General features: G+C 70.8%; 10 protein-coding genes. 5 read left to right on the top strand and 5 right to left on the bottom strand.

Annotation, left to right across the window (positions count from 1 at the left end):
* Positions 1-358: 358 nt before the first annotated feature.
* The gene (locus tag FJK98_RS21505; protein WP_088642512.1) at positions 359-1,159 is read right to left on the bottom strand and encodes a helix-turn-helix transcriptional regulator; all 801 of its coding nucleotides are present in this window, start codon (positions 1,157-1,159) and stop codon (positions 359-361) included.
* A 100-nt stretch (positions 1,160-1,259) separates the two neighbouring features.
* Between FJK98_RS21505 and FJK98_RS21500 the strand changes: the two genes are divergently transcribed.
* Entirely contained in the window at positions 1,260-1,727 is a 468-nt protein-coding gene (locus FJK98_RS21500) for a VOC family protein (protein WP_145920637.1), read from the top strand.
* Between the two features lie 72 nt (positions 1,728-1,799).
* Positions 1,800-3,302 carry a multicopper oxidase family protein gene (locus FJK98_RS21495; RefSeq protein ID WP_145920636.1) on the top strand — a complete coding sequence of 501 codons (1,503 nt, stop codon included), beginning with the start codon at positions 1,800-1,802 and terminating at the stop codon, positions 3,300-3,302.
* Here FJK98_RS21495 and FJK98_RS21490 read toward each other — a convergent pair whose 3' ends face one another.
* Together FJK98_RS21490 and FJK98_RS21485 are read right to left on the bottom strand one after the other, a co-directional pair.
* Positions 3,303-4,340: a medium chain dehydrogenase/reductase family protein gene (locus FJK98_RS21490; protein WP_145920635.1), complete on the bottom strand. Its 1,038-nt coding sequence runs from the start codon at positions 4,338-4,340 to the stop codon at positions 3,303-3,305. It abuts the gene before it with no gap.
* 16 nt (positions 4,341-4,356) lie between these two features.
* Positions 4,357-4,716: a hypothetical protein gene (locus tag FJK98_RS21485; RefSeq protein ID WP_145920634.1), complete on the bottom strand. Its 360-nt coding sequence runs from the start codon at positions 4,714-4,716 to the stop codon at positions 4,357-4,359.
* A gap of 292 nt (positions 4,717-5,008) precedes the next feature.
* On the opposite strand from FJK98_RS21485, the gene FJK98_RS21480 reads away from it, so the two are divergent.
* Positions 5,009-5,650 carry a DJ-1/PfpI family protein gene (locus FJK98_RS21480; protein ID WP_145920633.1) on the top strand — a complete coding sequence of 214 codons (642 nt, stop codon included), beginning with the start codon at positions 5,009-5,011 and terminating at the stop codon, positions 5,648-5,650.
* Between the two features lie 157 nt (positions 5,651-5,807).
* Positions 5,808-8,510, top strand: coding sequence for an AAA family ATPase (locus tag FJK98_RS21475; protein ID WP_145920632.1), 2,703 nt, complete (start codon positions 5,808-5,810; stop codon positions 8,508-8,510).
* 57 nt (positions 8,511-8,567) lie between these two features.
* Here the strand turns inward: FJK98_RS21475 and FJK98_RS21470 are convergent, their stop codons facing one another.
* Together FJK98_RS21470 and FJK98_RS21465 are read right to left on the bottom strand one after the other, a co-directional pair.
* A complete protein-coding gene (locus FJK98_RS21470) occupies positions 8,568-9,011 on the bottom strand; it encodes an ester cyclase (protein ID WP_088642409.1) in 444 nt (147 codons plus the stop codon).
* Between the two features lie 166 nt (positions 9,012-9,177).
* The gene (locus tag FJK98_RS21465) at positions 9,178-9,822 is read right to left on the bottom strand and encodes a DUF998 domain-containing protein (protein ID WP_205789131.1); all 645 of its coding nucleotides are present in this window, start codon (positions 9,820-9,822) and stop codon (positions 9,178-9,180) included.
* 268 nt (positions 9,823-10,090) lie between these two features.
* Between FJK98_RS21465 and FJK98_RS21460 the strand changes: the two genes are divergently transcribed.
* Positions 10,091-13,186, top strand: coding sequence for a BTAD domain-containing putative transcriptional regulator (locus FJK98_RS21460; RefSeq protein WP_240762227.1), 3,096 nt, complete (start codon positions 10,091-10,093; stop codon positions 13,184-13,186).
* Positions 13,187-13,221 lie beyond the last annotated feature (35 nt).

The following is a 13,221-nucleotide window of genomic DNA, read 5'->3' as shown; positions in this document are numbered from 1 at the left end:
CGGCACCGTCTTCGCACCGTGACCATAAGACGCATCGCCATCGGCGAACTCGGAGGGACCGTCAACAGGTAGGTAGGCCGCTGGCCGACCGGGACGGACCCGTCGAACGCCGCTTGGTGATGGTCGCAGCACCCATTATGACGAGAACAACGACCATCGATGCTCAAGGATCCGCTGCCGTGCACGGGCGCGATGGGCCACCTGAGGCCGCTTACCGAACTCGGTGAGCACGCGGCGACAAACCAGACATCGCCCGTGGCGACCGAAAGGCCGGGGGCAGCCGCGGCTCCGTGAAACCCGGGGAACATCACCCCGCATGCGCTGGCTCTAGCCCGACTTGCCGCGGAACCGGCCCTCGTCAACCCAGTCGGTCCAGCTTCTCGCGGGCTGTGGTGTCGGGCCGGGGTGTGAGGACGACGAGGCGAAGGTCGGTGTTCCGAGTAGTCAGGACGTTGGAGTCCAGCGGGATTGGGCCCACGTCCGGATGTAGGGCGGTCTTGTGTGCGCTCTCGTGCAGGGCCACCGTGCCGAGGGCCCAGAGTCGGCGGAACCGGTCGTTGCCCGCCATGCGCGTGATCAGCGCCGCCACGTCGGGTTCATTCGGGTAGCGGGCGCTGGTGGCGCGCAGGTCGGCCACCAGCGACTGTTCGAAGTAGGCGCGCTCGGTGTCGGTCTGGCGGACGCGGGTATTTCGGGATTCGAACTGGACGATCAGCGCGTTGCGGTCGTCGGCGGAGCAGTGCGCGGGATCGCCGAAGACGGCCGCGAACAGCCGGTTCCAGTGCAGAAGTCGCCACGCGGCGTCGTAGACGGCCGCCGGGACGTCGCCCAGGTGGTCGATGACGCGGCGCATGCTGCCGGGGATCCGGCAGGGTATCCGGTCCGGGGCCGCGGCGAAGCCGGCAAGGCGCATCAGGTGCGCCTCCTCGTCGTCGGAGAGTCGTAATGCGCGGGCCAGGGCGGCGCATACCTGCGCCGACGGCGTGCCGGCCCGGCCCTGTTCGAGGCGTGCCACGTATTCGGAGGAGATGCCGGCCAGCGTCGCCAGCTCGCCACGTCGAAGCCCGGCGACGCGGCGACGGGATGCGTTCGGGAGACCGACCGCATCCGGGTCCGTACGCTCCCGCCAGGCCCGCAGCGTAGCGCCGAGGTCATTCATGAACACATGATCCGCCAACGGTCAGGGGATTGGGTGGTATCAGCGGTACGCGGAAGATCCGTGCCTTCCACCACCGTGGCTCGCTCGCCAGGATGGGTTCATGAGCAGAGTGACGAGGATGAACCATATTGGCGTGCCGGTCAGCGATCTGGCCCGATCGTTGAGGTGGTACGAGGACGTCCTCGGCATCGCGCCGAGCGGCGTGACGATCTCCGCCACGAACCCGGCGATCGGTGCGGTCGTCGAGGTCGAAAACGCGTCGATGCGGGCATCGTTCGCGCTGGCCGGCGACAACGTCCTCCTGGAACTCATCCAGTACGACAGCCCGCAGCCGAAGCCCTTCACCGGACGCAACTGTGACGTCGGGGTGATGCACCTGTGTTTCGAGGTCGACGACCTCGACACGGCGCACCGGGACTTGGTGGAGCGGGGCGTGCATGTCAACGCCGATCCGGTCGTGCTCGAGGACGGCGACGGTGTCGAAGCGGGGGCGTTGGCGGGGACGAAGATCCTCTACCTCCGCGACCCCGATGGAATTCAACTGGAGCTGTTCCAGCTGCTCTCGTAGCGCGGGGCTGATCTCATGGCTACGCAGTTGTCGCCGACGCGATGGAATCGCCGGCTGCGAAACGGTTGTGCCATGAGACGTCGTACGGTGCTGAAGGCATTCGGGTGGGGAGTGGGGGGCGCGGTCGCCCTGGGTGGCGGTGGCTTCGGCGCCTACTACCTGAGCGTGAAGCGGGACACCGTGGGGAAGCTCGCCTTCGACACGGCCTTGTCGATTCCTGCCCTGGCCCGGTCGACGAGTGGCGCCTCGGGCGCCCGTGTCTTCACGCTCGGCATCCAGCCGGGTGAGTCCCGGTTCAAGGACGGGAAGGCCACCCGCACCTGGGGTGTGAACGGCACGTACCTGGGCCCGACGATCCGGGCTCGGCGCGGCGAGCGGGTCGAGTTCGCGGTGCACAACGGTCTGGACGAGGCGACGTCGCTGCACTGGCACGGCATGCACCTGCCGGCGGTGATGGACGGCGGCCCGCACCAGACGATTGGGGCCGGAGACACCTGGGCGCCGCAGTGGACGATCGACCAGGCCGCCGCGACGCTCTGGTACCACCCGCACGTACACGGCGCGACCGCCGACCACATGTACCGGGGCGTGGCCGGGCTGTTCCTCGTCGACGACGAGCGGGTCGAGGCGCTGAACCTGCCGTCGGAGTACGGCGTCGACGACGTCCCGATGATCGTGCAGGACCGTGCGTTCGACGAGGAACAGCAGTTCGTGCAGCGGGAACCGCTGGCGGGCTCGCTGGGTGTGATCGGCGACGAGATCCTCGTCAACGGCACGATCGGGCCGTACTTCGACGTGACGACCCGGCTCGTGCGGCTGCGGATGCTGAACGGCTCCAACGCGCGCCTGTACCACTTCGGGTTCTCCGACGATCGGCACTTCTCGCTCGTCGCCACGGACGGTGGTCTGCTCGCCGCGCCGTGGGAGACCGACCGGCTCTACCTCTCGCCGGGGGAACGCGCGGAGATCGTGGTGGCCTTCGAGCCGGGGGAGCGGGTGGAGCTGCGTTCCTACCCGGCGGCGCACGGCGGGGTGCTGGGACGGCTCGACGGCTTCGACGACCGCTTCGACATCTGCCAGTTCCGGGCCGTGGGTTCGCTGTCCGGCCACGCCGCCGTGCCCGCCGTGCTCGGCGCCGCACCGGACCTCGCCGGCCGCGCGGTCGCCCAGGAACGCTCCTTCGTGCTCGCGTCGAATCGGATCAACGGGCGCTCGATGGCCATGGACCGGATCGACTTCGGTGTCCGGGAGGGCACCGTGGAGGTGTGGGAGGTGACGAACGACAACGGGTATCTGCACAACTTCCATATCCACGACGTGCAGTTCCAGGTGCTGACGGTCGACGGCGGTATGCCGGAACCACCGTTGCGCGGCTGGAAGGACACCGTCCTGCTGGTCCAGGGGAAGCGCTACCGGTTGGCGCTGCGCTTTCGGGACCACACCGATCCGAACACGCCGTACATGTACCACTGCCACCTGCTCGCCCACGAGGACGACGGGATGATGGGTCAGTTCGTCGTCCTGGGCGAGGGCGAGCAGGTCGGTGTCCCACCGGGCCATCACCGGCATCCGTGATCAGGGCACCAGGATGATTTTGCCGGCGACGGTGCGGGACTCGGCGAGCGTCAGCGCCGACGCGGCCTCGGCCAGGGGGATCTCCGCGGCGATCTGCGGGTCCAGCACACCGTCGGTGAGTAGACGGAACACCTGGGTCAGGTCCTCGGACAGGTTGCGCCGGAAAGCCGCCAGATTACGGTGGCCCGCCCAGAAGTTGTAGAAGTAGGCGCTTCGGTGGTTCGGCAGGGTGTGCCAGAGCTTCAGCTGCGCGAAGAGCTTCAGCACGGGCAGACGCGAGTTGCCCGCCTCGTCCTTCGTCGCCGCCGTGCCGTAGGACACCAGCGTGCCGCCCCTGCGCAGCAACTGCCAGGACCGTTCCACACCGGGGCCGCCCACGTGGTCGAACACCGCGTCCACACCGTCCGGGGCCAACGCCCTGACCCGGTGGTACATGCCGGGCTCGCGGTAGTCGACAGGGGTGGCGCCCAGCGCGCGTACCGCGTCGTGGTGGCGCGGCGAGGCGGTGCCGATGACGCGGACGCCGGCGTGCCGGGCCAGCTGGACGAGCGTGGAGCCGACCCCGCCGTTCGCCCCGAGCACGACGACGACGTTCCCGGAGCGGACCTTGGCCAGCCGGTGCAGCATCTGCCAGGCGGTGATGCCGTTGACGACCACGGTCTCGGCGGCGGCGGGGGACACCCCGTCCGGCACCGGAACCAGGTCGGCGGCCTCGACCAGCACATGGGTGGCCCACGCGCCGATCTTGGTGACGGCGGCGAACCGGCGTCCGACCAGGTCGGTGTCCCCGCCGGGTCCGACGGCCGTGACGGTGCCGACCAGGTCATATCCGGGTACGAAGGGGAACGGCGGTTGGTCGTAGTACTTGCCCCGGCGCATCTGCTGCTCGGCGAACGACACACCGGTCGCCTCCATCCGCAGGACGACCTGCCCCGCAACCGGCGCGGGCAGTTCGCGGGCGCATACCTGCAGCCCGCTCGGATCGACCACGCCCGGTAGGACTATCTCGGTCGTGCTCGTGGTGACGGGGTTGGTCATGACGGTGTTCCTCCGGTCAGCGGTTGTCGTCGGGGCCCAGCGCCCCGCGGCGCCAGGTGTGCCAGCCACGGCACAGCACGTAGGCGGCGATGGTGGTCGCCGAGACGAACCCGTCGGCGAACAGGGTCCGCAGCGCGTGCGGGACGTCGAGGATGAATGCGGCCTGGACGGTGACCGCGAGCTTGTGGAAGAGCAGGAGTTCCCACATGCCGCGCTGCTTGCGGGGCGCGACCGCCAGCATGGCCCACATCCCGGCGAAGACGATGTAGGCACAGGTTCGCCAGTACTCGGTCAGGATCAGGTCGTTGGGGAGACCCCCGAGGCGGGAGACGCCCTCGACGAACGGCACCAGGGTGGCGGCTGCCGTGATCGCCATCAGGATCCGGCCGGTCCGATCCTGCCAGCGTGTCGGTGCCGCGACTGGTGCTTCCGCGACGACATGGGTGCGGACTGCCATGAGATTTCCTGTCTGCTCAATCACTTCGTGCGCGTGGACACGGAGACCATCGGTCATCGGAGAGCGGCGTCGCGTCGGTGGGAATTGCGTAACCGTTGCGGTCGTCGCGGACGCTCCGGGTGACGTCGGGTGGCTCGCCCAGCCCAGGCGGCATGTCGACGACAGATGATCGAGCCGGAACCCGAGCCTCGATCGGGACGACTAACGGGGCATGACAGCTCACCACCGGCCCGACGCGGCGACCGGCCCGCTGCGCGTGCAGGTTCTCCTGTACGACGGCATCGAGGAGCAGGACTTCGTCGGGCCGTACGAGGTCTTCAGCATCGCCCGCAGTGCCGCCCGTGCGCCGCTGACCATCGACTACGTCACCGCCGACGTCCCGCGGACGATCACCGCCGGTGGCGGCACCCGGGTCGAGGTCGGCACGGGTTGGTCGCCGTGGGACGCGGATCTTCTGATCGTGCCGGGCAGCGGCTTGACCGGCCCGACCCGGCCCGGTGTCGAACTGGAGATCGCGAAGGGTGACCTACCGCGGACACTCGCCGCGGCACCGCGCCCCGGCCTGGTCGTCGCCTCGGTCTGCACCGGAGCGCTGCTGCTCGGCGCGGCGGGTCTGACTCGTGGTCGGCGCTGCATCACGCATCAGATGGTCAAGGACAAACTCGCGGCGTTCGGCGGCCTCGTCACCGAGGCCCGCGTGGTCGACGACGGTGACCTGGTCACCTGCGGCGGCGTCACCTCCGGACTCGATCTGGGACTGCACCTCGTTCGTCGTGAGTTCGGCGCGGATGCCGCCGATCTGGTGACGCGCATCCTGGAGTACGAGCCTCGGGGCACCGTCTGGGCCTCCTGACCCGCGTCGTCCGCTCGATCGTCAGCGGTCGGTCACCCGGCCGCTGACTCGGTCTCACATCAGCGGGAAGCGGCAACCGTCTGGCGCACTGCAGGAGGCGAACAGCGTGACTTCTCGGCTGCTACCTTCGGACCGGACAGGGGGTAGCCTGGCCGGCGTGCGATCCGCGGCTGGCTCCCGGGGCTCACTGGTCGGCAGGTCGGTCGAGCTCAAGGTTCTCCACGAGCTGACCGGGGAGGCGCAAGCGGGGCGGGGCGGGGCGCTGGTGGTGCGCGGCGAGGCCGGCATCGGCAAGAGCACGCTGCTGGCACACGCCCGCGACGCGGCGTCCGGCGTACGTGTGATCCACGTGGCCGGGGCGGAGTTCGAGCGGGAACTGCCCTACAGCGCGCTGCATCAACTGTGCGTGCCGGTGCTGGGTCACCTCGCGGACCTGCCCCCCCGGCACGCCGACGCGCTCCGGATCGCGTTCGGACTGGCGAAGGGCACGCCCGACCTCTTCCACATCGGCGTGGCGACGCTGGGTCTGCTCGCCGCCGCAGCCCGGGTACGCCCGCTGCTGTGCGTGGTTGACGACGCCCACTGGTTGGACGCGGCGTCGGCGAGGGCGTTGACGTTCGTCGGCCGGCGGGTGGCCAACGAGCCGATCGCCATGGTGTTCGCGCTGCGGTCGCCCGCCTCGGACGAGCTGCACGAACTGCCCGGCCTCGACCTCACCGGGTTGACCGACGCCGAGGCGCGGACGGTGCTCGCGGGCCGACGGCACCTCGTCCTCGACGAGCAGGTGCTCAGCCGACTGCTCGCCGAGGCCCGGGGTAACCCGTTGGCATTGCTCGAACTGCCCGAGGCGGGCGGCTTCGGGCCCCCGGACACCTCCCCGGTACCGACCCGCATCGAGCGCAGCTTCCGGGACCGGCTGTCGGCACTGCCGGACGACGCCCGTCTCCTGCTGACCGCGGCGAGCGCCGACCCCACGGGCGATGCCACCCTGGTGTGGCCGGCCGCGCAGCTGCTGGGCATCGACGTGCCGGCCGCCAGCGCCGGCGTGGCCGCGACTGGCCTTGTCGAGTTCGCCGCCGACATTCGCTTCTGCCACCCGCTGGCCCGGTCCGCGGTCTACCGGGCCGCGTCGGCGCGGGAACGACAGCGGGCCCACCGGGCACTGGCCGAGGCGACCAACGCCGGCACCGACCCGGACCGGCGGGCCTGGCACCGAGCCCAGGCCACCGTCGGCCCCGACGACGACGTCGCCGCGGAACTCGTCCGATCGGCCACCCGTGCCCGGTCGCGCGGGGGCGTGGTGGCCGCAGCAGCCTTCCTGGAACGGGCGGCCGAGCTTTCCCTGGACCCCGCCGGCCGGCTCGAACGAACGTTCGCGGCGGCGCAGGCCGCCCTCGTCGCGGGCCGTCCCGACCGAGCCGCCATCCTGGTCAGAGCCGTCGAGCACACCGGGCTCGACGAGTTCCAGCTCGCCCACGCCGACCTGCTGCGGGGACAGGTCGCCTTCCAGAGCCACCGGGACGAGAGCGGCCCAGAGTTCATGATCCACGCGGGAAGGCGGTTGGCCGGGTTGGATCCGGAACGGGCCCGCAGGTGCTTCCTGGACGCGATCGAGACGAGTCTGCTCGTCGGCCGGGCCAGCGGCGTGCTCGATCTGGTGCTGGCCGCCGTGCGGTCGGTGCCGGCGACCGCGTCGCGTCCGCCGGACGTGCTGGATGCGCTGGGCCTGCTGAACTCGGCGGGCCACCGCAGCGCGATCCCGCTGATCCGGCAGGTTCTCGACGGCCGCCACGGTTCCGGCAGGCCCGGCTGGATCGAGCACCCCGCGCTCGCCCTCATGCTCGCGGCAGAGATCTGGGATCCCCATCGGTATGCGGCGATCGTCGAGTGGCTGGTGCGGACCGGCCGCGAGTCCGGTTCGCCGCTGCTGCTGCGTCTTGGGCTCGCGCAGGCGGGGTCGTACGGCGCGCTCACCGCCGACCCTGGCCTGGCGATGGCCTCGATCGCCGAGGAAGAGGCCATCGCCGACGCGATCGGCGGGCCGCCGATGCCCTACCACCGGATCCATCTGGCGGCCCTGCGTGGTCGCCGCGCCGAAGCGCTCGCGCTGTTCGAGAAGGCCACGGTCGCGGCGACCACCAGCGGCAGTGGTCTCCTGACCGGCAACATCGACTGGGCGTCGGCGGTGCTGTTCAACGGCCTCGCCGACTATCCGGCCGCGCTGGCGGCCGCTCGGCGGGCCGTCGCGGACGGCACCCTCTTCCTCGCCAGTTTCTCCCTGCCCGAACTGGTCGAAGCGGCGGTCCGCTGCGGTGACTCCGAGGCCGCCAGCTCGGCGCTGGAATCGCTCGTGGAACGCGCCGACGCCAGCGGGACCGCCACCGGTCTGGGCATCGCGGCATACGCCCGAGGGTTGGTGACCGGGTCCGAGGAGCAGTATCGGACCGCCGTCGCGCACCTCGAACGGAGCCCGTTGTCGGCCTACCGGGCCAGAGCCCATCTCGTGTACGGAGAATGGCTGCGACGCGAGGGCCGCCGGCGGGACTGCCGAGCGCACCTGCGCACGGCACACCGCCTGCTGTCCGAGGCCGGATTCGAGGCGTTCGCCCGACGCGCCGCCGTCGAGCTGCGCGCCAGCGGGGAACGGCCACGCCAACGGTCACCGCACACGTACGACCAGCTGACGATTCAGGAGCTGCACATCGCCCGGCTGGTCGCCGCCGGCGCGACGTCCGGCGAGGTGGCCGCCCAGCTGTTCATCAGCCCGCGCACCGTCGACACCCACCTGCGCAACATCTTCCGCAAGCTCGGCATCAACTCTCGGCGGCAACTCCGGCACCGCTCCGATCTCGGCGCGTGACATCGCCGGGCCGGCCGGCGGCCGCACGGCGCCGGCCGGCCCAACTGGGGAATTCGGTCAGACAGCGGAAGGCTCGACCGACTGCACGCGCAGCTGGGTAAGGAGCAGCAGCATGTCGGAGTTGAGCCAGTACTCGATGATCTGACCGTCGTGGACGCGCAGGAGGTCGACGCCGGTGAAGTCGACAGGCGTGCCGACCGGTGCCCCGGCGCCGGGGAAGCCTCCGCCGTAGGTGCCCGTGGCACGCCAACGCAGGGCCAACAGGTCGTCTTGGACGATCGGACCGACCTCGATGTCGAACACCAGGTCGGGTAGTGGACCGCGAAGCTGTGCCACCCAACCCGTCATGGCCTCGGCGTCGTCGATCGCGCTGCCGTCGCCGCCGTCGGCCAGGGCCGCGTGCACCCTTACCCCAGGTGCGATCAGTTCATCGACGTCGCTGAAGTCTCCGTTCCACAACGCCTTCCAGGCACCGACCAGACGGGTGATGTCGTCGCTCATGTCATCTCCATGTCTCTCGTGGTCAAACCGCGCAGGGGCGTCACCGGGCGCGCGCCCACGCGACAGGGCACCCGGCCGATGTCGCGGTCCCGCACGGGATCACCGTGCCCTGGCGACTGTCGCGTCCGCGTCGGCAGAACCTACGTACTCCGGAATACTCCGGCGGCTATGCACGGCGTCTGCGCAGTGCCGCTCCCGCGAGGACGAAGCCGATCAGGAACGGATAGATGATCCCGCGTTCGAACAGGCCGATGAGTACGCCCGCACCCGAGGCCACCATGGTCCCGAAGACCACGAGCGAGAGCAGGCCGAACGTCCCGGACATGGTCAACAGACGGCCCAGCCCGGACGACATTCCGAGCAGCCGATACGCTCGACCGAGCAGGATGACGAGCACGTTGCCGGCGACGAAGGCCAAGATCGCGCCGATCCCGTGGTAGTCGGTGCCGTCAGTGCCGCCGTCCCCCGGAAACAGCCCCACCAGGACCATGCCAACCGCCAGCACGACCGCCGAGATGACCGTCGCCGCCCGCCGCCCACCCGGCAGGCCCTTCAGCATCGCGACTCCGGCCAGCGCGGCCAGGCCGGTCAGCCCGAGTCCGGTATTCATCACCATGGCCAGCGGGGAGTACATGTACTGACCGAACGCGGTGAGCGGCCCGTGGACTCCGAGATTACTGATGAAGTGGTGGGTGTAGCTGTAGGGCGGATCCGTCCACGCCGCAGCGGCGACGAACTCGCCGGTGAAGTAGATGATTCCGCTGGCCATGAGTGCCACTGCGGCCGCGGTGCGCTGCCTGATGTCGGTCACGACGTCCTCCTGTAGATGAATCAGTGGCGTCAGCCTGCGGCGCAGCGCTGACACGCGGCACACACCGCGCGGACACCGCCCCGCCGCCGGACCGGACGGGGAAACGCGGGAGGATCGGGGGATGGACGGAGGCGAACGGCTACGGGTCACCCTGCTCGGCGCCTTCCGGGTCGCCCGCGGTGACACCACCCTGGCCGTACCCGGAACGCGCCTGCGGAATCTGCTCGTCCGGCTGGCGCTCGCTGGCGGCCGGCCGGTCACACCGGCCGTGCTGGTCGACGCGATCTGGGGGGAGGACCCGCCGTCCGACCCCACGCAGGCGCTCCAGCGACTCGTCTCCCGGTTACGCCGCGCGCTCTCCCCGGACGCCCCGGATCCCACGGTGGTCCGACAGGTCGCGGGTGGATACCGGCTGGCGGTGGAGGCATCCGATGTCGACGCCGTGCGGTTCGAGGAACTCGCCGCGACCGGCCGAGAGGCGGCACTCGCCGAGGCTGTGGCGCTGTGGGGCGACCGGCCCGGCGTCGAGCCCGCAATCATCGCGGCGGTCGCGCCCACCGTCGCGACCCGCCTGGTGCAAACCTCGATCGAGGTGGTCGCCGACCTCGCCGGTGCTGAACTGTCCTCCGGACGGGCCGAAGCCGCGACCGCCCGGCTGTCCGTGCTGTTACGGGAGCAGCCGGGACATGAGCGGGCGGCCGCCCTGCTGATGGACGCGCTCGCCGGTCTGGGGCGACAGGCAGAGGCCCTCGCCGTCTACGAGCGGGTCCGCGAGGCGCTGGCCGACGTGCTGGGCACCGATCCCGGCACCGCCCTGCGTGAGCGTCATCTGCGACTGCTGCGACCCGAGCCGCCCCGACCAGCGCCCGGCGCCTCGACGGCCGACCCGGTCGTGCCCGGGCTCCCGGCCGGGAGCCTCGGGGCCGGGCGGCCGAATGCTGACCTGCCCGTGCCTCTGACCAGCTTTGTCGGCCGCGACGACGACCTTGCCCGGATCTCCGCCCTGTTCACGGCCGGGCGGCTGGTCACCGTCGTCGGACCGGGCGGCGCCGGAAAAACCCGCCTCGCGCTGGAAGCCGGCCGCCGCCACCGTCACGACTACCACGACGGTGTACGGCTGGTCGACCTCGCATCCGTCACCGACCCCACCAAGATCATATCGGCTCTGCTCGCCGCGATCGGTCTGCGGACCGGCGGCCCGCTCGGGCGGACCGGCGACGACGAGTCCGACGTCCTCCTCACCGAACTCAGCGACCGGGAGATCCTCCTCCTACTGGACAACTGCGAGCACCTGATCGACGCCGTGGCGCGCGTCGTCTCCTCGCTGCTGCCCCGCTGTCCCGGCCTGCGGGTGCTCGCCACCAGCCGTGAACCCCTCGCGGTCGACGGCGAGGGGCTCGTCCCATTGGCTCCGCTCGAACTACCCGGCCCGGACGCCGACGTCGCGCAGGCCCGACAGACCGCGTCGGTACGCCTGTTCACCGCTCGCGCTGCCGCCGTACGCCCGGGCTTCGATGTCGACGAGACGACGCTGTCCAACGTCGTGCGCCTCGTACGTGGACTTGACGGCATGCCTCTCGCATTGGAGCTGGCCGCCGCCCGGCTTCGGACGCTGTCGCTGCTCGACCTCGCGGAGGGGCTGGCCGACCGGTTCCACCTGCTCGGCAGGGGCAGCCGCACCGCACCACTGCGGCACCGCACCCTGCGCGCGGTGATCGCGTGGAGTTGGGATCTGCTCGACGCCGGCGAACGGGCCGTCGCGGAACACGTCGCCATCCTGCCCGGCGGCGCCACGGCCAGCTCCGCCACCGCAGTCTGCGAGGGGAGCGCCGATGTCCCGAACGTGCTTGCCACACTCGTCGACCGGTCGTTGCTCCAGCTAGATCCAACCACCGGCCGCTACCGCATGCTGGAAACAATCAGGGAGTACGGCAGGGAACGGCTGGCCGAGGCTGGCACGCTCGGGCGAGCTCGTGACCTGGCCGCGGCCCACTTCGCCGCGCTGATGGCCGAGCAGGATCCCCGACTGCGTGGACCCCACCAACTGGCCGCGATCGGGATCGTCGACGCAGAATACGACAACATCCTCGCCGCCCTCGACCATCTGTGCGCCGCCGGGGACGCCACGGGTGCGATCGCTCTCGCTCTCGACCTCACCTGGTACTGGCAGATGCGTGGCCGCCATGCCGACGGCATCCATTGGCTGGGGCAGGCACTGGCGGTGGCGAACGGCGAATGGACTGTCGCACGCGACTGCGCCCGTGCCGCCTATCTACTCAACCGAGCGGACATCACCGCCGGCGTCTCCGCGCGGTATGAGGTCGACGAACAAACGACGGTGCAGGAGCTGGCCGGTCGGCTGCTCGCCCATCCGCACCTGCCGGGCCACTTCCGTCTGCTGGGTTCGATCCTTCTGTTTCTCCAGGACGAGCCAGCCGCGCTCGCGACCTTCACGCGTTTCACCGACGGCGACGACCGGTGGTCGGCCGGGCTGGCGCACATGTTCCAGGCCGAAATCGCCGAAAAGGAAGGGGCGCTCTACCGGATGCGCCGTCACGTCGAGGTGGCGCTGGACCACTTCCGGCGCATCGGTGACCAGTGGGCCACGGCTGCCGTGCTACCGATGCGTGCGGCCCTGCGGCGGTACGACGACGTCGACGGCACCCTGTCCGACCTCACCGAGGCCCGGACGCTGACCGGCCGATTCGGAGCGCTCGGCGTCAGCGACCAGTTCCACAGCGACCTGCGCTGGATCGACCTGCACCTGCGCCGCGGTGACACCGATCTGGCGGCAGACCTGCTCGACGCCGCACGAGCGCGCGCCCGGCGCGCGTCCTCGACGGAGATGCTGGTCCTCATCGACATACACGAGGCGGCCCTGAGGGTGCGGCTCGGCGACCTCGACCGTGCGGGTGACCTCATCGACGCCGCAGAGCGGGGGCTGTCCGTCATCCCGGCCTACCCGGCCGATCACGCCCGCGCGCTGGTGAGTAGCACCAGGGCAGCGCTCCTTCTGCAACTGGGCGACCTGTCCGGCGCCGACGAGGCGCTGGCGGTAGCGCACGAGGCGGCCCGGGCCACCCGGGAGCCACCGGTCCTCGCCCAGGTGACAGTACAGATGGCCGCGGTTGCCGACCGGCGGGGAAGACACCACGAATCGGCCGCGCTCCTCGGTGTCGCCGCCCGCCTGCGCGGCGCGCACGACCACACCGACCCGCAGGTCAGGGAGCTGACCCGCAGGGGAAAGACTGCGCTGGACGAGGACGGGTTCGACGCGGCGTACGCGGCGGGTCGTCGCTGCGTGCAGCAGACCACGGTGCAGGTGGCGGCTGCCACCTGCACCGTGACCGACAGCGACCGGTAGCGCGGCGCGTCACGCCGTCGCGGACCGGCCGGACC

The sequence above is a fragment of the Micromonospora sp. HM134 genome, from assembly GCF_007833915.1.
Lineage (GTDB): Bacteria > Actinomycetota > Actinomycetes > Mycobacteriales > Micromonosporaceae > Micromonospora > Micromonospora wenchangensis.
Note: the sequence above shows the minus strand (reverse complement) of the source record. Positions and strands in the feature narration are given on the sequence as shown.